General features: G+C 69.1%; 17 protein-coding genes. 1 reads left to right on the forward strand and 16 read right to left on the reverse strand.

All coding sequences use genetic code 11. The features are described 5' to 3' along the window. Positions 1–2: 2 nt before the first annotated feature. From BKE41_RS17185 to BKE41_RS17205, 5 genes are all read right to left on the reverse strand, one after another. A complete protein-coding gene (locus BKE41_RS17185) occupies positions 3–1352 on the reverse strand; it encodes an aspartate aminotransferase family protein (protein WP_024829456.1) in 1350 nt (449 codons plus the stop codon). Then, entirely contained in the window at positions 1352–3109 is a 1758-nt protein-coding gene (locus BKE41_RS17190) for an ABC transporter ATP-binding protein (RefSeq protein WP_070999888.1), read from the reverse strand. Before BKE41_RS17190 ends, BKE41_RS17185 begins: the two co-directional genes overlap by 1 nt. A gap of 11 nt (positions 3110–3120) precedes the next feature. After that, positions 3121–3960, reverse strand: a complete 840-nt coding sequence (locus tag BKE41_RS17195) for an ABC transporter permease (RefSeq protein WP_012320163.1) — start codon at positions 3958–3960, stop codon at positions 3121–3123. After that, positions 3957–4928, reverse strand: a complete 972-nt coding sequence (locus tag BKE41_RS17200; protein WP_024829453.1) for an ABC transporter permease — start codon at positions 4926–4928, stop codon at positions 3957–3959. Before BKE41_RS17200 ends, BKE41_RS17195 begins: the two co-directional genes overlap by 4 nt. A 118-nt stretch (positions 4929–5046) precedes the next feature. Then, on the reverse strand, positions 5047–6600 hold the full coding sequence (locus BKE41_RS17205) for an ABC transporter substrate-binding protein (RefSeq protein ID WP_012320165.1): 1554 nt from the start codon (positions 6598–6600) through the stop codon (positions 5047–5049). A 1012-nt stretch (positions 6601–7612) separates the two neighbouring features. On the opposite strand from BKE41_RS17205, the gene BKE41_RS17210 reads away from it, so the two are divergent. Beyond that, on the forward strand, positions 7613–8863 hold the full coding sequence (locus BKE41_RS17210; RefSeq protein WP_043074072.1) for an NAD(P)/FAD-dependent oxidoreductase: 1251 nt from the start codon (positions 7613–7615) through the stop codon (positions 8861–8863). 69 nt (positions 8864–8932) lie between these two features. Here the strand turns inward: BKE41_RS17210 and BKE41_RS17215 are convergent, their stop codons facing one another. The 11 genes from BKE41_RS17215 to BKE41_RS17265 all read right to left on the reverse strand — a co-directional run bounded on the left by BKE41_RS17215 (position 8933) and on the right by BKE41_RS17265 (position 20360). Then, positions 8933–9865, reverse strand: a complete 933-nt coding sequence (locus BKE41_RS17215) for a glyoxylate/hydroxypyruvate reductase A (protein ID WP_083374376.1) — start codon at positions 9863–9865, stop codon at positions 8933–8935. Further along, positions 9862–10317, reverse strand: a complete 456-nt coding sequence (locus BKE41_RS17220) for a type II 3-dehydroquinate dehydratase (RefSeq protein WP_058607671.1) — start codon at positions 10315–10317, stop codon at positions 9862–9864. The genes BKE41_RS17215 and BKE41_RS17220 overlap by 4 nt, the downstream gene beginning before the upstream one ends. A 62-nt stretch (positions 10318–10379) precedes the next feature. Beyond that, the gene (locus BKE41_RS17225; RefSeq protein ID WP_012320169.1) at positions 10380–11327 is read right to left on the reverse strand and encodes a LysR family transcriptional regulator; all 948 of its coding nucleotides are present in this window, start codon (positions 11325–11327) and stop codon (positions 10380–10382) included. Positions 11328–11386: 59 nt separating this feature from the next. After that, entirely contained in the window at positions 11387–12061 is a 675-nt protein-coding gene (locus BKE41_RS17230) for a DUF1028 domain-containing protein (RefSeq protein WP_012320170.1), read from the reverse strand. Continuing rightward, positions 12058–12480: a RidA family protein gene (locus BKE41_RS17235; protein ID WP_024829447.1), complete on the reverse strand. Its 423-nt coding sequence runs from the start codon at positions 12478–12480 to the stop codon at positions 12058–12060. Before BKE41_RS17235 ends, BKE41_RS17230 begins: the two co-directional genes overlap by 4 nt. Before the next feature lie 280 nt (positions 12481–12760). After that, positions 12761–13369 carry a glutathione S-transferase N-terminal domain-containing protein gene (locus tag BKE41_RS17240; protein WP_070999889.1) on the reverse strand — a complete coding sequence of 203 codons (609 nt, stop codon included), beginning with the start codon at positions 13367–13369 and terminating at the stop codon, positions 12761–12763. 17 nt (positions 13370–13386) lie between these two features. Continuing rightward, a complete protein-coding gene (locus tag BKE41_RS17245; protein ID WP_070999890.1) occupies positions 13387–14592 on the reverse strand; it encodes an ABC transporter ATP-binding protein in 1206 nt (401 codons plus the stop codon). Further along, a complete protein-coding gene (locus BKE41_RS17250) occupies positions 14573–15391 on the reverse strand; it encodes an ABC transporter permease (protein ID WP_012320174.1) in 819 nt (272 codons plus the stop codon). Before BKE41_RS17250 ends, BKE41_RS17245 begins: the two co-directional genes overlap by 20 nt. Further along, a complete protein-coding gene (locus BKE41_RS17255) occupies positions 15391–16254 on the reverse strand; it encodes an ABC transporter permease (protein WP_051475870.1) in 864 nt (287 codons plus the stop codon). Before BKE41_RS17255 ends, BKE41_RS17250 begins: the two co-directional genes overlap by 1 nt. Positions 16255–16290: 36 nt before the next feature. After that, positions 16291–17322, reverse strand: a complete 1032-nt coding sequence (locus tag BKE41_RS17260) for a polyamine ABC transporter substrate-binding protein (protein WP_012320176.1) — start codon at positions 17320–17322, stop codon at positions 16291–16293. An 821-nt stretch (positions 17323–18143) separates the two neighbouring features. Then, positions 18144–20360, reverse strand: a complete 2217-nt coding sequence (locus tag BKE41_RS17265; RefSeq protein WP_070999891.1) for a TonB-dependent siderophore receptor — start codon at positions 20358–20360, stop codon at positions 18144–18146. Positions 20361–20887: the final 527 nt, after the last annotated feature.

Below are 20887 nucleotides of genomic sequence, written 5' to 3' on the forward strand. Positions count from 1 at the left end.
GCTCACGCGGCGATCGTGTCGAGGGCACGGCCGACGGCGTCGAACATCGCGCCGATCTGCTCCGCCGTGATGATCAGCGGCGGGCAGAAGCACAGGGAATCGCCGATGGCGCGGGCGATCACCCCCTGTTCGAGGGCGGCGGCCTGGATCGCGGCACCGGCCGCGCCGGGCTTCGCGCCGGGTGCCGTCGCGGGCTTCAGCTCGAGGGCCCCGATCAGGCCGACGCCGCGCCACGTCTTCACCAGGGGATGCTCGGCGAGCCCCGCCAGCCGCTCGAGGAAGAGCGGGCTCAGGCGCCGGCAATTCCCCACGAGGTCGCGCTCCTCGATGATCCGGATGTTCTCCAGGCCCACCGCGCTGGCGACGGGATGGCCCGAGGCCGTGTAGCCGTGGCCGAGCACGCCGAGCCGGGCGGATTCGTCGGCGATCGGCTCGTAGAAGTTCGCGTTCATCAGGATCGCCGAGAGGGGCATGTACGAGGAGGAGATCTGCTTCGAGAGCACCATCACGTCCGGCTCGATGCCGAAGGTCTCGCAGCCGAACATCGCCCCCGTGCGCCCGAAGCCGCAGATCACCTCATCGGCCACCAGCAGCACGTCGTAGCGGCGCAGCACCGCCTGGATCTCCGCCCAGTAGTTCTCCGGCGGGACGTAGACCCCGCCCGAGGCCATCACCGGCTCGCCGAAGAAGGCCGCCACGGTGTCCGGCCCCTCGGCCAGGATCAGCTTCTCGAGCTCGTCCGCCATGCGTCGGGAGAACGCGGCCTCGCTCTCGCCCGGCAGGGCCGACCCCGCGTAGTCGGGGCAGGAGACGTGCCGCATCCGGTCGAGCGGCAGGTCGAAGCTCTCGTGGTTGCGCGGAAGGCCGGTGATCGAGCCCGCCGCGATGGTGACGCCGTGATAGCCCTTCAGGCGGCCGATGATCTTCTTCTTCTCCGGCTTGCCCAGCGCGTTCGAGCGGTACCACGCCAGCTTGACGACGAGGTCGTTGGCCTCGGACCCGGAGGAGGTGAAGTGCACCTTCGACATCGGGACCGGCGCCAGGCTGATCAGCTTCTCGGCGAGGTCGACCGAGGGGCCGTGCGTCTTGTGCGCGAAGATGTGGTAGTACGAGAGCTGGTCCATCTGCCGCTTGGCGGCGTCCGACAGGCGCCGCTCGCCGAAGCCCACGGCGACCGACCAGAGACCCGCCAGCCCCTCGATGTAGCGTCGGCCGGCATTGTCGTAGACGTAGATCCCCTCCCCCCGCTCGATCACGAGCGCACCGGTCTTGTCGTAGTTGCGCAGGTCGACCAGCGGATGGAGCTGGTAGGCGATGTCGCGCGCCTCGACGGAGTTGGGCATGAAGGTCATCAGACGGGTGTCCTGATCGCGGCCGGAAGGGGAACGGGGGCAAGGGAAACGGAGGCGAGGGAGACGGAGGCAGAGGGCGCGGAAGCGGGCGCCTCCAGCGGCGTCGTGCGCGGTCTGCGGCCGGGGATCGCCGCCACGAGGCTGCGCGTGTAGGGCTCGCGCGGGTTCGAGAAGATCTCGGGCCCCGGCCCGATCTCCACGACGGCGCCCTTCTCCATCACCATCACGCGGTCGCAGATCTTGGCCGCCACCCGCAGGTCGTGGGTGATGAACAGGAGCGAGAGGTGCAGCTCCCGCTTCAATTCGTCGAGGAGGTCGAGGATCTGGGCCTGGATCGAGACGTCGAGGGCGCTGACCGCCTCGTCGGCCACGATGATCTCGGGCTTGAGCGCCAGGGCCCGGGCGATGCCGATGCGCTGGCGCTGCCCCCCGGAGAACTCGTGGGGGTAGCGGTCCGCCGCCGAGGCATCGAGGCCGACGCGCTCGAGGAGCGCGGACGCGGCCTTCAGGGCGGTCCCGACATCCTCGCCGTAGGCGATCGGGCCGTCGGCGATGGCCCGCCCGACGCGCACCCGCGGGTTCAGCGAGCCGTAGGGATCCTGGAAGACCATCTGGATCCGCCGCCGCGCCTGCCGCAGGGCCTCGCCCGACAGGCCGGCCATGTCGATGCCGCCGAGGCGCACCCGTCCCCCGTCCGGGTCCTGGAGCCGCACGAGGCACCGCCCCACCGAGGACTTGCCCGATCCGCTCTCGCCGACGATGCCCAGGGTCTCGCCGCGGACGAGGGTGAACGTGACGTCGCGCACCGCCGCGACCGTCCGGGGCGCCCGGAACAGGCCGCCGCCGAGCGTGTAGCTCTTGGTCAGACCCTCGACGTCGAGGACCGAGTCCCGGGGCGCCGCCCGCGCCGCCCGGCCGGCCCCGGCCTCCATGTCGGGGATCGCGGCGATCAGCTTGGCGGTATAGGGGTGCTGCGGCCGCTCGAGGACGTCCGCGGCGCGGCCCTCCTCGACGATCCGGCCGTGCTGCATCACCGCCACCCGGTCGGCGATCTCGGCGACCACGCCGAAATCGTGGGTGATGAACATCACCGCCATGCCGCGCCGGGCCTGGAGATCGCGGATCAGGCGCAGGATCTGCGCCTGCGTGGTGACGTCGAGGGCCGTGGTCGGCTCGTCGGCGATCAGCACCTGCGGTTCGAGGGCCAGCGCCATAGCGATCATCACGCGCTGCCGCTGGCCGCCCGAAAGCTGGAACGGGTACGCGGCGGCGGCGCGCGCCGGGTCGGGCAGGCCGACCTCGGCCAGCAGTTCGAGGGCCCGGCTCCGGCGCGTCCGGGGCGTCAGCAGGCCGTGCGCGGCGAAGACCTCGGCGATCTGCGCCTCGATCCGCATCAGCGGGTTGAGGGCCGTCATCGGCTCCTGGAAGATCATCGCGATGCGCCGCCCGCGCATCGCGTAGAGCTCCGCCTCGTCGAGGGTGAGCAGGTCGGTCCCGCCGAGGAGGATCCGGCCGCCGACCAGCCGCACCGTCTCCGGCAGAAGGCCCATCGCGGCGTTGGCCGACATCGACTTGCCCGAGCCGCTCTCGCCGACGATGCAGAGGATCTCGCCGGCCCTCAGCGTGAGGCTGACCCGGTCGACGGCGTAGGGGCGGTCCGCGCCGGACGGCAGGGCGACGGCGAGCTTCTCGACGACGAGGACCGGCTCGCCGGGGGCGTGGTTTTGGGGCGCGTGGTTTCGGGGGGCGACGGTCATGGCTGCGCCCCTCATCGCGTCCTGCGCGACAGGCGCGGGTTGAGGGCGTCGTTCAGCCCCTCGCCGACGAGGTTCAGGGCGAGCACCGTCAGGAGGATCGCGACGCCGGGAAAGAGGCTCACCCACCACGCCTGCCGGATCACCGTGCGCCCGGCGCCGATGACGTAGCCCCACGACATGATGTTGGGGTCGCCGAGCCCCATGAACGACAGGGCGCTCTCCAGCAGGATGGCGGCCGCCACCATCATGGTGCCGAGGACGATGACCGGCGAGAGCGTGTTGGGCAGGATCTGCCGCAGGATGATCGGGCCGCTGCGCTGGCCCGACAGCACCGCGGCCTGCACGAATTCCCGCCCGCGCAGCGCCATCACCTCGCCGCGCAGGAGCCGGGCCACCGGCGGCCAGCTCACAATCGCGATGGCCGTGACGATCGAGACGAGGCTCGGCCGGAAGATCGCCACCAGCACCACCGCGAGGGCGAAGTTCGGCACGCTCTGGAAGAACTCGGTGAAGCGCATCAGCAGGTCGTCGACCCGGCCACCGAAGTAGCCCGCGACGGCCCCGATCGGGATGCCGATCAGCAGGGCCGCGAGGGTCGAGACGAAGCCGACCAGCAGCGACACCCCGGCCCCGTGGGCCACCGCGGAGGCGATATCCCGGCCCATCGTGTCGGTGCCCAGCGGGTAGCCGCCGTTGGTGAAGGGCGGCAGGAACGGGCGCTGCACCATCGCCCAGGGGGAGCGCGGGTAGAGCGCCGGCGCCGCGATCGCCAGGACGAGCACCAGGACGAGGATGACGATTCCCACCACCGCGCCGCGGTTGCGGGCGTATCGGGCCCAGAACGCCGTCATGCCGCAGCTCCGATACGGGGATCCACCAGCCGGTAGAGGATGTCGGTGATGAGGTTGAAGGCCAGCACCATCGCGGCGGAGACGACGAAGATACCGAGGAGGAGGTTGTAGTCGCGCTGCTCGAGGGCCTCGAACATCAGCCGGCCGATGCCCGGCCACGCGAAGACGGTCTCGATCAGCACGGCGCCGCCGACGAGTTGCCCCGCCTGGAGGCCCGCCAGTGTCACGACCGGGAGGATGGCGTTGCGCAGGATGTGGCGGACCAGCACGACGCGGGGACGCAGTCCCTTCGCGCGGGCGGTCCGCACGAAGTCCAGCCGGCTCACCTCCAGCACGGAGGCCCGGGTCATGCGGGCGTAGACCGCCATGAAGAACAGGCCGAGCGTCAGGGCCGGCAGCACGAGGTGATGAAGGATATCGGCCGCCCGTTCGAGGCCGCTATAGCCGGAGCCGACGCTCTCGTAGCCGAAGCCGGGAAACCACCCGAGCTGCACCGAGAACAGCAGCACCGCCATCAGCGCCAGCCAGAACAGCGGCGTGGCGTAGAAGAGAAGGGCGAGGGTCGAGATGACGGAGTCGGAGATCTTGCCCTGGCGCGAGGCCGCCAGCGCCCCGGCCGCCACGCCGAGGACGAGGGAGATCAGGAAGGCCGAGCCCGACAGGAGCAGGGTGGCGGGCAGCCGGTCGGCGATCAGGTCGATCACCGGCATGCCCTGGCGGTAGGAATAGCCGAAGTCGAGCCGCAGGACGTTCGCGAGGTAGGTCAGGAGCTGGATCGGGAGCGGCCGATCGAGGCCGAAGCGCTCGCGCAACTGCTGCAGGAAGGCGGCGTCGGCATCGCCGGCCTCGCCCGCCATCACCGAGGCCGGATCCCCCGGCGCCGCGTGGATGAGCGCGAAGTTGAGGATGACGATCCCGACCAGGATGAGCGCCATCTTGCCCAGGCGCGAGGCGATGAAGCGGGGCATGACGGGTGTGGTCCTCCGCGCGCGGGAGCCCCGCCGGAACGGCCGGCGGCTCGGGGTCGGACGGGGCCCCGCGATCGGGGCCGCTGGATGAGGCGTCGTGCGGGCCGGTCCGGCGCCGTCAGCGCTTGATCCACGTGTCGCGCAGCGAGTCGTTGAGACCGTTGGCGGTGGTGATCAGGTCCTGGACGTTGCACCGGTAGATGACCGGGAAGCGCAGATCGAGCAGCCACGCCACGGGCACGTCGGCCTGAACCGCCTTCTGGACCTCGTCGTAGAGATCCTGGCGCTTCTCGGCCGGCGTCGCCAGCGCCGCCTTGGCGAACAGCGCGTCCACGGTCGGGTTCGAGTAACCCTCGACGTTGTTCCAGGGATTGCCCTTGGAGATCTGCGAGGTGATGTAGTTCCGCTCGACGCCGAGGGCCGGGTCGCCGTTCTGGAACAGGAAGGTGAAGGCCATGTCGTAGTCCCATTGGGACACGCGCTGGTTCCAGCCCGCCACGTCGGTGGCCTGGATCTCGACGGGGATGCCGACCTCGCCGAGATTCTGCTTCACCGCCTCCGCCCAGCGCTGCCACGTCTCGCCGTAGGGAAGCGGCAGCAGCTTCAGCGGCTTGCCGTCGTAGTGCATCTCGGCGAGCAGCGCCTTCGCCTTCTTCGGATCGTGCGGATACTGCGGCTGGACGGACTTGTAGAACGGCGTCGTCCCGGCGATCGGACCGGTGGCGACCTTGCCGATCCCGTTCCACAGGACGTCGAGGGCGAACTGCCGGTCCATGGCGTACATGACCGCCTGGCGGAACCGCACGTCGTTCATCGGCGGCTTCCGGTTGTTGAGCCAGAGAAACGACAGGGGCGAGTCGAACTCCTGACCCTTCTGCGAGACGCAGGTGTTCTTCAGGGCCGTCAGCCGCGGCACGTCGAAATTCTCGACCGACCCGCCCGGCAGCACGTCGACCTTGCCGGTCTCGTAGGCAACGGCGCGCGAGGCGCCGTCCGGGATGACGTGATAGTAGATGTCCTGAAGATACGGCTTGCCCGCTAGATAGTAAGCCTCGTTCTTCACGAGGTGGATCGCGCTCCCCTTCCGCCAGCTCTCGAACTTGAACGGCCCGGTGCCGATCGGCCTGTCGTTCGCCGGGTTGGAGGCGTAGTCGGTACCCGCGTAGATATGTTTGGGCACCATCGGCATCACCCAGAAGGCGAAGCTGCGGATGAAGGGCTCGAAGGGCTCCTTGAGGGTGAAGACCACCGTGTGATCGTCCGGCGCACCGACATCGGCCACACGCGTCATCGTGTTCCTGTGACGCGGCTGCGTCTTCATCAGGAATTCGTTGACCGAGAACAGGACATCCGCGGAGCTGAATGGCTTTCCATCGTGCCACGTCACGCCTTGATTGAGGTGGAACGTGTAACGCAGTCCGTCAGGGGAGATATCCCAGCTCTTCGCGAGGGACGGCAACGGCTTGAGCTTGTCGTCGTAGCGCAGCAATCCTTCGTAGATCTGCCCGGCCACGAGCTGCGTCGGCGCGTTGGTCACGAGACCGAGCATCAGGCTGGGTGGTTCCGGCTGAACGATCAGGTTGGCGCGACCGCCCGAGACGGGCTGCGCCTGTCCGACAGATGGCAGGGCGAGAACCGATATCGTGAGCAAGGCTCGAAGAATGTTCGACATGAAAGCTCCGTACACTGCCACGACATGCGCGGAAAAATCGAACCCGTGAAAACCCTATTCGCTCTGATCTTGTCGTGCTCGAGATCTACTCTTCGCCGCCCGAAGGCCGGCGGCCTGACCCGAACGGGTGGGCGAGGCTGTCCCGCCCCCGGCGGCGCTTAGCGATATATCGGTATATCATTTCCGAATCAGTGATTTGTCAAACCGAGGCGGCGGAAAAAGACGTCACGCGGCGCCTCATTGTGCGTCACGGTCGCTCAAATATTGAGCCCGCAGGCTGGTGTGTTCAGGCGGGATCTATTCACTCTGAATCGCGCGGGAGACCAGCGACACTTGCTCGGTTCGGGCCCGCACCCCTGTCGGGGACGGATCCGTCCCTCACAGCATCCGGAATCGACAGGAAGGGACATTCGCATCCGGCAACGCGTGCCGGGCTGAGGTCTGCTTGGGAGCTGCCGGGGGCGACCGGCGAACCTCCCGACGGGCGCGGAGCAACCGGCTGATCCTGGCCGATACCGGTCTGTTCGCTGCGACGCCCGACCGTGAGCGAGTGGATGCTCGCTTGGCCCAGGCGCGAGTCGGAGAGTGCCCGAGAGGGGATCTTCGGAAGAACCGCATGCCGTCTCTAGGATCGAATGGGGCGCGGCGGATCGGCAGAGGCCGTCGCCGTCCTGGGTGCTCGCGAGCGGACGCGGTGAGATGAGGGCGCTCGGACGTTGCCGTGCGATCATCCGCTTTCGGCGACCGGTCGGGGTCGGTTGCCTCGGGATCTCAGCGCGCGCGCCCGCGCCGGCAGGACGACCGCGCACCGCAGACGTCAGCTCGGATGAGCAATTCGCATTTTCCGAAGCACACCATACGATAATCGTACTTCTCATCTGCGGCCCGTTCCAGCAGACCCGACTCACCAATCACCGTCGCCGACCCCGCGTACAGCAGGTCCAATCCTGCCGGTTCCGACGCCGCCGGCGGATCTCGTGATTGAAGAGTCTGCGAGCTTTCGGGAGCTGACATGGCAGTCGAAACCACCGACACCCTGGTCGTGGGAGCGGGCCAGTCGGGGATCGCGATGAGCGAGCATCTCAGCGCATTGAAGATCCCGCACATCGTGCTGGAGCGGAGCCGTATCGCGGAGAACTGGAGCTCCATGCGCTGGGACTCGCTCGTGGCGAACGGGCCGGCGTGGCACGACCGCTTCCCGAACCTAGAGTTCGAGGATGTGCATCCGGACGCTTTTCCGGGCAAAGATCGCGTCGCGAGATACTTCAACGATTACGCCGCGATGATCGAGGCTCCCATACGGACCGGCGTGGAGGTCAGGCTCGTCAGGCACAGCCAGGGTCGCCCCGGCTACACCGTGACGACGTCGGACGGCATCTTCGAGGCGCGGCGCGTCGTTGCCGCGACCGGGCCGTTCCAAGTGCCCTCGTTCCCGGACATCGTTCCCGGGGACGCGGCCGTCCATCAGTTACACTCCTCAGCGTACAAGAATCCGGGCCAGCTGGCGGACGGCGCCGTGCTGGTCGTCGGATGCGGCGCGTCCGGCTCGCAGATCGCGGAGGAGCTCTGCAAGGCTGGACGGCGTGTCTACTTGTCCGTCGGCGAGCACTACCGGCCGCCCCGCGCCTATCGCCAGCGGGATTACTGCTGGTGGCTGGGTGCGCTCGGCCTCTGGGACGAAGTCAAGTCGAAGCGCAAGAAGCGCCACGTCGCCTTCGCGGTGAGCGGCTACGAGGGCGGCCGGACCGTCGATTTCCGGCGCCTGGCGCATATGGGCGTCACGTTGGTCGGCGTGACCCAGGCTTACGAGAACGGCACGCTCCACTTCGCGGACGACCTCGTGCGGAACATCGCCGAGGGCGACGAGGCCTATTTCGAGGTCCTCCGGGACGCCGACGCCTATATCGCGCGCAAGGGCATGGACCTGCCGCCCGAGCCCGAGGCGTGGCAGCGCTACGAGGACCCGGACTGCCTCAAGGAGCCGATCCTCAGCCTCGACTTGGGCAGAGCCGGCATCGGCACCATCCTGTGGGCGACCGGCTTCCGGTACGATTTCAGCTGGCTCGACGTCGACGCGTTCGACGAGCAGGGCATGCCCCTGCACAAGCGCGGCGTCTCCGCGGAGAACGGCATCTACTTCCTCGGCCTGCCCGACCTGACCAACCGCGCCTCCGCCTTCATCTACGGCTGCTGGCAGGACGCGAAGCACATCGCCGATCACATCGTCATCCAGCGCAACTACGACGCCTATACCCGGGCCTGACGGGCCGGAACCGGGCCGGAGCCGCCGCAGGAAACGGCCGTCGGCCGTGAGATCGCCCGTGCCAGCCTTTCAGTAGCCCCGCGTCAGGTCCACGCGGTGCTCGGGCGCGCGGCCCGCGCGCACCCGGTGGATGTTCTCGGCGATCTGCCGGGCCGCGGAGGCGGGGATCGCCACCGAGGCGAGGTGAGGCGTGACGAGGACGCTCTCCATCCCCCAGAGCGGGTGTCCCGCCGCGAGCGGCTCGGTCTCGAACACGTCGAGCGTCGCCCCGCCGAGGTGGCCGGCCGCCAGAGCCGCAACCAGCGCCGCCTCGTCGATCACGGCCCCGCGCGACACGTTGATGAGCGCGGCGCCCCGCGGCAGCGCAGCGATCTCGGCCGCTCCGACCAGGCGCCGGGTCTCAGGGGTCAGCGGCAGCATCACCACCAGGATCTGGCTCCGCGCGAGAAACGGGATCAGCGCGTCCGGTCCCGCGTGGCAGTCGACTCCGGGAAGCGCCTTCGGCGTGCGCGACCAGCCGGCGACGGAGAACCCCTGCCGCGCAAGTTCGAGCGCCGCCGCGCCGCCGAGCTCGCCGAGGCCCAGCACGCCGACCCGGATTTCCCGGGCCTCGCGCGGATGGACGTAGTGCCAGCGGCCGGCCCGCTGAGCCGCCTCGAAGGCCGGGATGTCGCGGGCGTAGCGCAGCACCGCGAACAGCACGTAGTGGGTCATCATCCGTGCCATCTCGGGGTCGGACAGGCGGGTGATCGGCACGTCGGGCAGGTCGTCCCGGCCGACGAGCGCGTCGGCGCCCGCGCCCAGGATGGTGACGAGCCGCAGGCCGGGATGCCGCGCGAAGAAGCCGGCCGGCGGCTTCCAGACCAGCGCGTAGCGGACATCGTCCCCCGGACCGATCTCGTCCGGCGTCCTGACGCGCACGTCCGGCAGCAGCGCCTCCAGCGCCGCGCGCCAGGGCTCGATCGGGTCGACGGCGCTCGCGAAGACCAGGGTCTCGGTCACGCGCGGGCCTCCCGCACCAGGGTGGCGAGGGCGGTGATGGCGAGCTCGTAGCCGAGGCCGCCGAGCCCCGCGACCACGCCGGTCGCCGCCCGCGAGACGTAGGAATGGTGACGGAAAGGCTCCCGCTTCCAGATGTTGCTCATGTGAGCCTCGACGATGGGTCCGGGAAAGGCCAGCAGCGCGTCGAGGATCGCAACGGAGGTGTAGGTGAGCCCGGCCGCGTTGATGACGAGGCCCGCGGCCGTGCCCCGCGCCTCCTGGATCCAATCCACGAGCACGCCCTCGTGGTTCGACTGACGGAAATCGAGGCCGACCCCGACGCTCTCGGCGTGCCGCTCGCAGCGCGCCTTGAGCACGGGGAAGCTCTCCGTGCCGTAGGTGCCGCTCGGGTCGAGGCCGTACAGGTTGGCGTTCGGACCGTTCAGGAACAGGATCGGGATCGGCGCGGTCATCGGGCTTTCCTCGGGGATTTCCTCGGGACGTTCCTCGGGGGCTCGCCGCGCCGGGCACGGCTTCAGCGCGGTACCCGCCGCTCGATGGCGGGCGCGACCATGCCGGGGATGTAGGCGTCCGAGATGAAGGCCCGGCAGTGGGTCTCGAAGGCCTCCACGAGGCGCGAGCGGTTGAGCTGCTTCAGGCGCGCGAGGCCGATGCGCATCGGACGGTGCGTGCCGGCGAGCCGCACCCGCCGGAGCCGCTTCCCGTCGAGCGCGAGGTCGGAGCGCGGGCGCACGTTGAACAGGGTGTAGCCGTGGCCGTTGGCCACCATGGTGCGCACCACCTCCTGGTGGGCGGAGCGCGCGGCGATCTTCGGCTGCAGACCCTCGGCCATGAACAGGGCGAGGAAGTATTCGCGGCTCAGCGGCAGGTCGAGGAGGATCATCGGCTCGTCCACGATGTCGGTCATCGCGACGGCGGCCTGCTCCGCCAGCGGGTGCCCCTCCGCCACCAGGACGTGCGGCGGCAGGTCGACGAGCGGGGTGAAGTGGATGTCGTCCGGCACGTGCAGGTCGTAGGTCAGCACGACCTCGGTCTCGGAGCGGCGCAGGCCGACGATGAGCTGTTCCTGGTCGCCCTCGACGTAGCGGATCTGCGTGGCCGGGAAGGCGGTGGTGAAGGCGTGGGCGAGTTCGGGCACGAGCATCGGCGCGAGCGTCACCATGCAGCCGAGCGAGAGGGGCCCCCGCACCTGTCCCCCCGCCTCGGACGCCAGGGTGTAGAGCCCCTCGGCCTGCTCCACGAGGGCCTTGGCTTCGCGCAGCACCTCGCGGCCGATCGGCGTCAGCGTGAGCCCCTGCGCGTGGTGACGGACGAAGAGCTGCACGGAGAGTTCCCGCTCCAGATGCGCGATGGCCGTCGAGATCGAGGGCTGCGAGATGTGGATGCGCTCGGAAGCGAGCGTGATGCTGCCGGTCTGGCCGGCGGCGATGAAGTATTCGAGCTGGCGCAGGGTGAACCGCATTCGCTGCCTTCAGCGAGCGGCCGGCCCGACCTCGATGCCGCCTCGCGTCCCGTCCTCGATCATAGGTCGCCCGGGACTCCGTAGCTCGGGGCCGAGACCGGGTCGAGGGCGCGGGTGACGTAGGCGTCCAGCTGCGGCCGGTAGAGGTCCCACAGCGCGGCGAGGCCGGCGATCGGGCAATCCTCCGTCCAGTCGACGCGCAGGTCCGCGACGGGCCACGCGACCTCGCGCACGAGCATCAGGCCGGCCGACCGCACCGGGCCGGCCTCCCCGCCGGCGGCGAGGGCCGCCCGCATCGCGACGAGCAGACGATCGCCGAGATGGCCGGACGTGCCGAGGAAAGCCTCGACCATGGCGGCGGGCACGCGCGCGTCGGCCAGCAGGTTGCCGCCGCAGGCGACGTTCTCGGCGCGCGCCTCGGCCCAGGTCCCGAGCGCCTTGGGCCCGGAATGGATCGCCGTGCCGCCAGCCGCGTCCACGACGAGCACTTGGCGGTACGCCATCGGGCCGCCGGTCCGCCGCAGGACGGCGACGGTCTCCTCGGCGTCGGCGCCGAGCGCCATCAGGTCCAGGGCGCGCCGGCCGAGCCGCGGGTCGGTCACGTTCTGGCTCGCGACCGCGCCGATCCCCGCACGGGCATGGGCGCACCGCGCCGCGACGGCGGGTGAGGAGGACGAGACCGCGACGCCGAACATGCCGGTCGACGCGCAGCGCGCCACGATCGAGAACGTCATGCCGCCTCCGGAATCACCGCGATGGCGTCGATCTCGACCAGCCACTCGGGCCGTGCGAGCGCGGAGACCACGATCCCGGTCGAGACCGGATGGACGCCCTTCAACCAGCGGCCGACCGTGCGGTAGACCGGCTCGCGGTAGCGCGGGTCGACGAGGTAGATCGTGATCTTGCAGATGTGCTCGAGCCGCGATCCGGCCTCTTCCAGCAGCATCGCGATATTGGCCATCGCCTTCTCGGCCTGACCGGCGGCGTCGCCGATCGCGACGCTCTCGGAGCTGTCGAGGTCCTGACCGATCTGGCCGCGCACGAAGACCATCTGGCCCCGGGCCACCACGGTCTGGCAGAGATCGTTGTCGAGCTGCTGCTCCGGATAGGTGTCGCGGGTGTTGAAGGGACGGATCCGCTTGTGGACGGTCATCGGGTCGTTCCTACCTCGGGCAAGAGCGCAGGCTGCCTGTCGCTGCGGCGCCGAGGGGCGCCCCGAGAACAGGGCGGCCCGCCATGGCAGGCAGAGGGCACGCACCCGGCCGCGCGACGCGCCGGGATCGAACGGTGGCGCCCGCCTTCAGGCTTGAGCGCAGTGAGGATAGCAATCCGGTCGGTCTCAACAACAAGCACTTGCTGGGGTCGTAGTTCGGAAAATCCGAAGCCGCCGAGGGCCCGGAGGCGGGCGCGAGCGCCGCGTTCGAGGTCGCGCATCAATCCTCGGGCTTCGTGCGCTGCATCGACGGACGCCGCGCGAACGCCTCGTACCACGCGGCCGCAGCGGGCCGTCCGGTGCGCCAGCCGAGGTCGGAGAAGCGGAAATCGAGGTAGCCGAGGGCGCAGGCCGTGGCGACCGTGCCGATGTCGAGCGCGCCCGCAGGCCCGACGTGGGTCGCCTCGATCCGGTCGAGGGCGCCGGCGACCTTCGCGATCTGCCCCACCTCCCAGGCATCCCAGCGCGACGAGGCCGGCCGCATCACGCGCTCGTAGCGGAGCAGCAGCGCGGCATCGAGCAGCCCATCGGCGAGGGCTTGGCGGGCGAGCGCGTCCCAACGGGCCTCGCCCTCCGGGAAGAGGCGAGGACCGACGGAGCGCGCGTCGAGGTACTCGCAGATCACCCGGCTGTCGAACAGCGCGGTTCCATCGGCCAGCACCAGGGCCGGGATCTTGCCGAGCGGGTTGTGGCCCACCGTCTCGGGATTCCGTTCTGTCGGCGTGGCCGTGACCGGAACGATCTCGATCGCCTCGGCCTGACCGGTCTCGTGGGCCAGGACCAGGACCTTGCGGACATAGGGCGAGGTTCGCGCGTAGAGGAGCTTCATCGGACCGGATCGTCCTGTCACGAGCCCGTCCGGCCCGCTTGTCCATTCGGGCTACCCGGCTCGGCCGGGAAGGCGACGAGGCCTGCCTGCGGCACGAGCAGGGCCACCGGCGATCCGGGGGCGTAGGTGGCGAGCGCCCCGTGCCCCGGCATCCGCACCACCACCCGCCCGCCGCTCATGGGACCGGAACGGAGGTCGGCGTGCAGGTCGATATGCAGGTCGATGTGCGAGCCCTGGTAGACGAGGGCCGCGACCTGGGCCGGCAGGGTGCCGCTCTCGCCCGCCGGGCGCACGCCGAGGTGATCCGGCCGCACGAACACGTCGACCGCGGCGCCGGTCGCACAGTCCCGCAGGGTGTCGGCCTCGACCTCGCGGCGCAGGTCACCGACCGCGACCGTCGCGCGCTCGCCCGCCCGCGCTTCGAGGCGGCCGGGCAGGAGGTTCACGTCGCCGATGAAGCCCGCCACGAAGCGGTCCTGCGGGTGACGGTACACCTGATCCGGCGTGCCGATCTGCCGGACGCGACCGGCCGACATCACGATGATCCGGTCCGACATGCTCAGTGCCTCGCCCTGGTCGTGCGTGACGAAGACCGTCGTCACGCCGAGCCGGCGCTGGATCTCCTTCAGCTCGACCTGCATCGCCCCGCGCAAGTTCTTGTCGAGCGCCGAGAACGGCTCGTCGAGGAGCAGGACCTTCGGGCGGATGACGAGGGCGCGGGCGAGCGCGACGCGCTGCTGCTGGCCGCCGGAGAGTTGCCGGGGCGAGCGGTCCGCGAAGCCCGAGAGCTTCACGAGGGCGAGAACCTCCTCCACGCGCGCGGCGATCTCCCGTTTCGGCACGCCGCGCACGCGCAGACCGTAGCCGACGTTCTTCGCGACGCTCATGTGCGGGAACAGGGCGTAGTTCTGGAAGACGATGCCGACCTCGCGCTCGTAGGGCGGAGTGGCGGTCACGAGGTCGTCCCCGATGAAGATCTCGCCCGCATCCGCCTCCAGGAAGCCCGCCATCAGGTTGAGCAGGGTGGTCTTGCCGCAGCCCGAGGGTCCGAGCAGCGTCAGGAACTCGCCCTGCTCCACCTGCAGCCAGCTCTCCTCCAGCGCGGTGACCGCGCCGAAGCGCTTGACCACGCCGTCGAGGCGGACCGCCGGTCTTGCCCGGGGGGCCGCGGCTGTGCCGGGGAGGGTCGCCGGCGCGGTGAGATCAAGAGCCTTGCTCAACATTCAGAACCTTGCCGAGCCCGAGGAACGTGTTGGCGACAATCAGGGCGAGGGCCGTGACCGCGATGTAGATCACCGAGACGGCCGCGAGCGTCGGGTCCGCGAACTCGCGGACGTAGCCGTACATCGCCACCGGCAGGGTCTGGGTCGCCTGCCCCGTCACGAAGAGCGAGGCGGTGAACTCGTTGAAGGACAGGATCGCCGCGAACAGCCAGCCGCTGGCGAGGCCGGGCGCGAGGAGCGGCAGGGTCACGGTGGTGAGCACGCGGCCCGGCCGGGCGCCGAGGCTCGCGGCGGCCAGCTCCAGCCGCTCGTCGATGTTCTGCAGCGAGATGTAGACCGAGCGGATCACGAAGGGCAGCACCACCACGACGTGGGTGAGGACCACGACGGAGAAGCCCCGCGCCGCACCGATGCCGGTGGCCAGGACCAGGAGGCCGAGGCCGATGGTGAAGTGCGGCACGATCAGCGGCGAGAGCAGCACGCCCTCCAGCGCCGCCTTGAAGCGGAAAGCGTATCGCTTCAGGGCGATCGCGAAGCCGGTGCCCACGGCGAGCGCGAGCGTGGAGGCCCAGGCGGTGACGACGAGGCTGTTCCACAGGCCCGTCTGGAAATCCCGGTAGGTCAGGGCCCGGGTGAACCAGCGCGTCGAGTACTTGGCCGGCGGGAAGCTCAGGATCGCCCGGTCGTTGAACGCGGCGAGCGTCACCACGAAGGCCGGCAGCACGATGAAGGCGAGGATCAGCCCGACGAGGACCCTGCCGGAGATCCCGAGAAGCCGGGTGCGGAGGCCGCGGCGCATCAGTGGCCTCCGAACGCTTCGAGCGGGCGGGCGCAGCGGCGCACGAGCCACATCGTTCCGAGCGCCAGGACGAGGCCGGCGAGGCTCAGGGACGCCGCGACCGGGAAATTGAAGGAGGACAGGCCGAGCTGGTAGACCAGGGTCGAGACGACCCCGACCTTTCCGCCGCCGATCACCTGGGGCGTCGCGAAGGCGCTGAACGTCCAGGCGAAGGCGGTGGTGAAGCCCGCCACCACGCCGGGCATCGAGAGCGGCAGCGTCACGGTGAGGAACGTGCGCACCGGCCCGGCGCCGAGGCTCTGGGCCGCGCGCTCGTAGTCGCGGTCGATATGCGCGAGGGCCGCGGCCAGCATGATGACCATCACCGGCAGCGTGACGTGCACGAGGGCGACGATCACCCCGAGCTCGGTGAACATGAGCTGGATCGGCCGCTCGATCAGGCCGAGCTGGCGCAAGGTGGCGTTCACGAAGCCGGAATTGCCGAGCACCACCGTCCAGGCATAGGTGCGCACCACCTCGCCGAGGAAGAGCGGGGTCACCGCGACGATCAGGATGACGGACTTCAGCAGCAGCGAGCGGGTGCGCACCAGGGCGTAGGCGACGGGGTAGCCGACGACCAGGGTGATCAGCGCCGTCTCGAAGCAGATCAGCACCGTGTCGCGCAGCGCCCGGAGCACGATCGGGCGGCCGAGATCGGAGAAGTTCTCCAGCGTGAGACCGCCGACGTCGAGGGATCCCGGCACGTAGGCGTGCAGGCTGTAGCGCAGGATCGCCGCCATGGCGGCCACGATGGCGGCGGCGACCAGCACCGCCGGCGTCACGAACAGCGGCAGGAAGGGCCGGCGGCGGATCGCGGGTGTCATGAGGCTTCCCGTCGAGCGAGGCGCATGGCGCGGGCCCTAGCGCGCCATGATGTTCTCGGCGAACCACTTGCGCCAGAGCGCGGTCTTCTCGGCCCGGAGCTTCGGGTCGATGTTGATCGCCTGGGTCTTCCACTGCTCGGCGGTGGTGAACACACCCGGCAGCTTGGCGATCTCGGGATCGACCTTGGCGTTGGTGACGGTCGGGCTGCCCTTCTTCAGCTGCGCGATCTTGGCCTGTACTTCGGGATCGAGAGCGATGTTGATGAACTTGTAGGCGAGCTCTGCCTTCTTGGACCCCTTGTTGATCGCGACCGTGTCGATGCCGAGAACCCCACCCTCCTTGGGGATCACCACGGTGACCGGCACGTCCTGGCCCTTCATGTAGTAGGCGTTCATGGTCAGCACGACCTGAACGGGCGTCTCGCCGGTGGCGATCAGCTGCTGGCTGTTGGCGTCGTTGGTGTAGAAGGCCCGGAAGTTCGGCTTCAGCGCCTCCAGCTTGGCCTGCCCCTTTTCCCAGGTCGCCGGGTCGCCGCCCGAGAGCAGCGCCGAGACGGCGATGATGTGGCTCGGGTCGAAATCGGGCGCGGCCAGGCTGTTCTTGAGCTTCGGGTCCCAGAGATCGGCCCAGGAGCCGAAGGTCATGCCCTTGGGCGTCAGGTCCGCGCGGTAGCCGATCGTGTAGACGTAGCCCCAAGTGCCGAGATGCGCCGGGCTGACCCGGGCCTGCTCGACGAGGTTCGCCGCGTTCGGGATCTTGGCCATGTCGAGCGTCTCGAACAGGCCGTCATTGACGTAGAGCCAGCCGACATGGGCGGTCGTGAAGGTCACATCGCTCTCGGGCGCGTCCTTGGCGAGCTTGGCCTTGTTGAGCCGGTCGATGGTACCGCCGGTGATGTACTCGACCTCGGCGCCGGTCTCCGCCTTGAACTTCGTGGCGATGGCCTCGTCGATCAGATCGCGGAAGCTGCCGCCCCAGGTGCTGACGACGAGCTTCTCGGCCGCCTGCACCGGGATGATGGATGCGACCAGGGCGGAGGCCGCGAGGAGCGGGGTCAGAAGACGCATCACGTCGACAGTTCCTTTCTCTGCAGTACCGCGCGCCGAGCAAATCGAATGCCAGAGATGTATTTTATCCTGGAGAAACTGTTCCGGTTTCGATCGAGATTCGCCCCGTCAGAGCGCGGTCTCGATTTTCGATCATTTCACGCCGATCGATCATCCAAGCGCCCCCTCCCGGAAACGGCCGCACGGACTATCGGCGCCTATCCCGGACATGTCTCTCCGGACGCGGGCGCTGCGTCTGCCTCGAGCTTCTGCGTCACGCCCGCTCAGGACGTCCTGCCGACGTCACGTGGAGAGCTGTTCGTCCTCAACCCGAGCAGATCTCGATAGGAAAGGCTAAATGGCCGCACCCGCTCATCAAGCACGATTTCCGGAAGCGTCTGGATCGGAAATCCTGAGGCAGACGACGATCGGGTTCGGATCGCGCTCGAGGCCGCGGTCAGGATGTGGAGAACCGTCGGTCGACGGCGCGAATGTCGCGGTGGCCGCACAGCGCCCTTGTGGTGCCGAACGCCGGGCGGCCTATCGCCGGCGACTTGGCGACACCCGCCTGAGCGTAGGCGCCCGACCCGCCAGGAAGGCCGGGTCGGTCATTCGGCGCGTGTAGATCGGAGCCCCATCGCCGGGGCCCGCGCCCTCCGGCGTATCGGAGCGCCTCAAGACCTGCGCCGTCGATGAGTGATCCAGCGGTCGCAGATCGCCCGGGCGGACGTCGATCCGCGCCCCCGCCATCGCGATCGTGGCCCGCCGCGCGGCGGGCCACGATCGTCGTGTCCTCCTGGAGGCCCTGCCTCGGAACACGCAGGCGCCGGAGATGGACGCTCTCACCAGCGATAGATCAGGCTACCGATGACTCGTGCCGGCTGGTTGAAGTTGCAGAACCCGAACGAGCAGGTCGTGTAGTTACGGTCGAAGATATTGTAGGCGTTGATCTGCGCCCGGAAGCCCTTGTACTTCGGATCCAGCGCCGCGAAGTCGTAGGCGACCAGCGCGTCGTAGAGGGTGACCGCGGTGTTGCGCACCGTGTTCTGGTCGTCGGCGAAGCTGGATCCGATGAAGCGGATGCCGCCGCCGATCTGCAGACCGCGCAGGGCCGAGGAAGGCGGGAAGGCGTAGGTCAGGAACGACGCGTAGGTGTCGCTGGGGATGCCGGACACGCGGTTCCCGGCGATCGACTGACCGGTGGCCGAGACCGAGTTCACGAACCGGATGTCGACGTGTGTGTAGGCGATCGTCAGGTTCGTGCCCGGCGCGAGGTTGGCCGTGGCCTCGGCCTCGAAGCCCGTCGAGCGCACGGCGCCGCCGGCGGTCTGGAATGCGAGGTTGCCCGCGTCGGGGATCAGGATGTTCGACTGGTTGATGTCGAAGCCGGCGAACGCCGTCTGGATATTGGTGCCGGGGATCAGGTACTTGACCCCGGCCTCGATCTGGTCGCCCGTGGCGGGCTTGAACGCCTGCCCGTTCCGGTCGATGCCCACCTGCGGCGTGAAGGTCGTGGCGTAGCTGGCGTAGGGCACCAGCCCCGGTGCCAGGACGTAGCCCAGGCCGACCCGGCCCGTGAAGGCGCTGTTGTCCTGACGTGAGACCGCGCTGTCCGGCGTCGCGTAGTTGTTCTGGAAGACCCAGTCGTGCCGCCCGTTCAGCGTCAGGATGAAGTTTCCGAACTTGGCTTGATCCTGCAGGTAGACACCGATCTGGTCCTGGCTCTGGCGCGACGCGGGCGCCAGGGGGGGCGTCGGGATGAACTGCTGGCCGTAATTCCGCGTGACGAGGTTGAGGTCCGGAGCCAGCCCGAACCCGAAGCGTGCGCTCAGGCTGTACCGGGCGTAGTCGACGCCGCCGACCACGGTGTGCGCGACCGGGCCTGTAGCGAAGCGGGCTTCCAGCTGGTTGTCCAGCGTCTGCTGCACCAGGCCCTCGCGAATGTAGCCCGTATCGCGCGTGCCGATCGTGCGTGCTTCGTTGATGTTGTTGATGTCGACGTACTTGGCGCTCAGGAAGAGCCCGTAGTGCCGGAAATTCTGGCGAAAAATGAGGTCCGGCGTGATGAAGTGCTCGAAGGCGTAGCCGACCCGGTACTGCGTCTGGTCGAGGCCGATGAAGCGCGGGTCGCCCTGGTAGAACTTGGACACCCGAAAGCCCGGGTCATTGTAAAAGAACGTCGCCGCCGGCGTATTCGTGACCTGAAACTCGCTGAGGAACGTGAATGTGGTATCGGCCGACGGTTTCCAGGTGAACGCGGGAGCGAGATAGAGCTGGTCGTCGGTCGTGCCCAGACCGATGAAGGTGCCCGCCTCGCGGCGCACGCCGGTGAGACGGTAGGCCATGGTGCCGCCCGAACCCTCGATCGGCCCCCCGACGTCGAAGTTGCCCTGGAAGCGGTCGAAGCTGCCGGCTTGGAACTGCACCTCGCCGAACGGCGCGAAGACGGGACGCTTGGTCGTGATGTCGAGGATGCCGCCGGGCGAGCCGAGGCCGTAGAGGCCGGAGGCGGGCCCGCGCAGGATGGTGAGCGCCTCCGCGCCGTAGGGCTCGCTTTTCGGGTAGGCGAAGCCGGTCCCGATCACGCGCAACCCGTCTCGGTAGATTCCCTGATTGGTCAGCACGTCGAAGCCGCGGATGAAGATCTGATCGAACCGCGGATCGAAGCCGGACCGGGCGGATACGGCGCCGGGGACGTAGTTGACCGCGTCGGTGAAGGTCTGAACGTTGCGGTCGTTCAGCTGCTCGCGGGTGACCACCGACACGGACTGGGGGACCTCGATCAGCGGCGTGTTGGTTTTCGTTGCGGTCGTGGCGACCCGGGCGGTGTAACCGGTGATCCCGGACGGACCGCCACCGCCGCCGCTGGTGCTTGCCGTACCGCCGTCGCCCCCGCTCACGTTGAGGCCGCCCGAGCCCGTCAGGCCGGGGGCGGAATTGCCGGGCGACGCCGCTTCGACCGAGATCTCGTTGAGCTGAACGGAGCCGTCCTGCGCCCTCGCGGGCCCGGCGAGAGCAGTGGTGGCGAGGAGGAGGGTGAGGAGCGAGCGATACGACATAGATCACGCTGACGAGCGCCTCCGGCGGCGCAGTGCCCACGTGTTCGCCGTTCACGGATCGTTGATCAAGCCGAAAACGTGTTATAGATCACACACTTACAACGATTCAAAAGTGAATTTATTCTAAGGTATGGATTACCGGCCGAGGTTTTACAGCGCCGGAACCGAGTTGTGCTCGGATGTGCTGCGCGCAGCGCGCACCTTTCGACACGCGAGACGGCATATTGCGTAGGATCGCGAGCGGCGCGCAGCAGGATCTCCGATCCCCGGCGTCGAACAAACGTCCGTTCACCGCCCCGAGCCGAGGTTGCCGAACGGCCGGTGGTGGCTGCTTTCGAGATCCGCCCCCCTGACCAGCGGCCGGTGGTGCAAGGGTCTCGGGCGCAGGTCCGACGACAGCGCATGCCCGGCGATCGGCCCGGTCCGGCCGCTAGCGGCCGGTCCGGGTCGCGGCAGGGCGGCCGCAGGGGACGCCCTCGACGCTTCCCGAGAGCGTCGATCCGTCGGCCGCCGCGCGACTTCGCATC

This window comes from Methylobacterium sp. C1 (assembly GCF_001854385.1).
Lineage (GTDB): Bacteria > Pseudomonadota > Alphaproteobacteria > Rhizobiales > Beijerinckiaceae > Methylobacterium > Methylobacterium radiotolerans.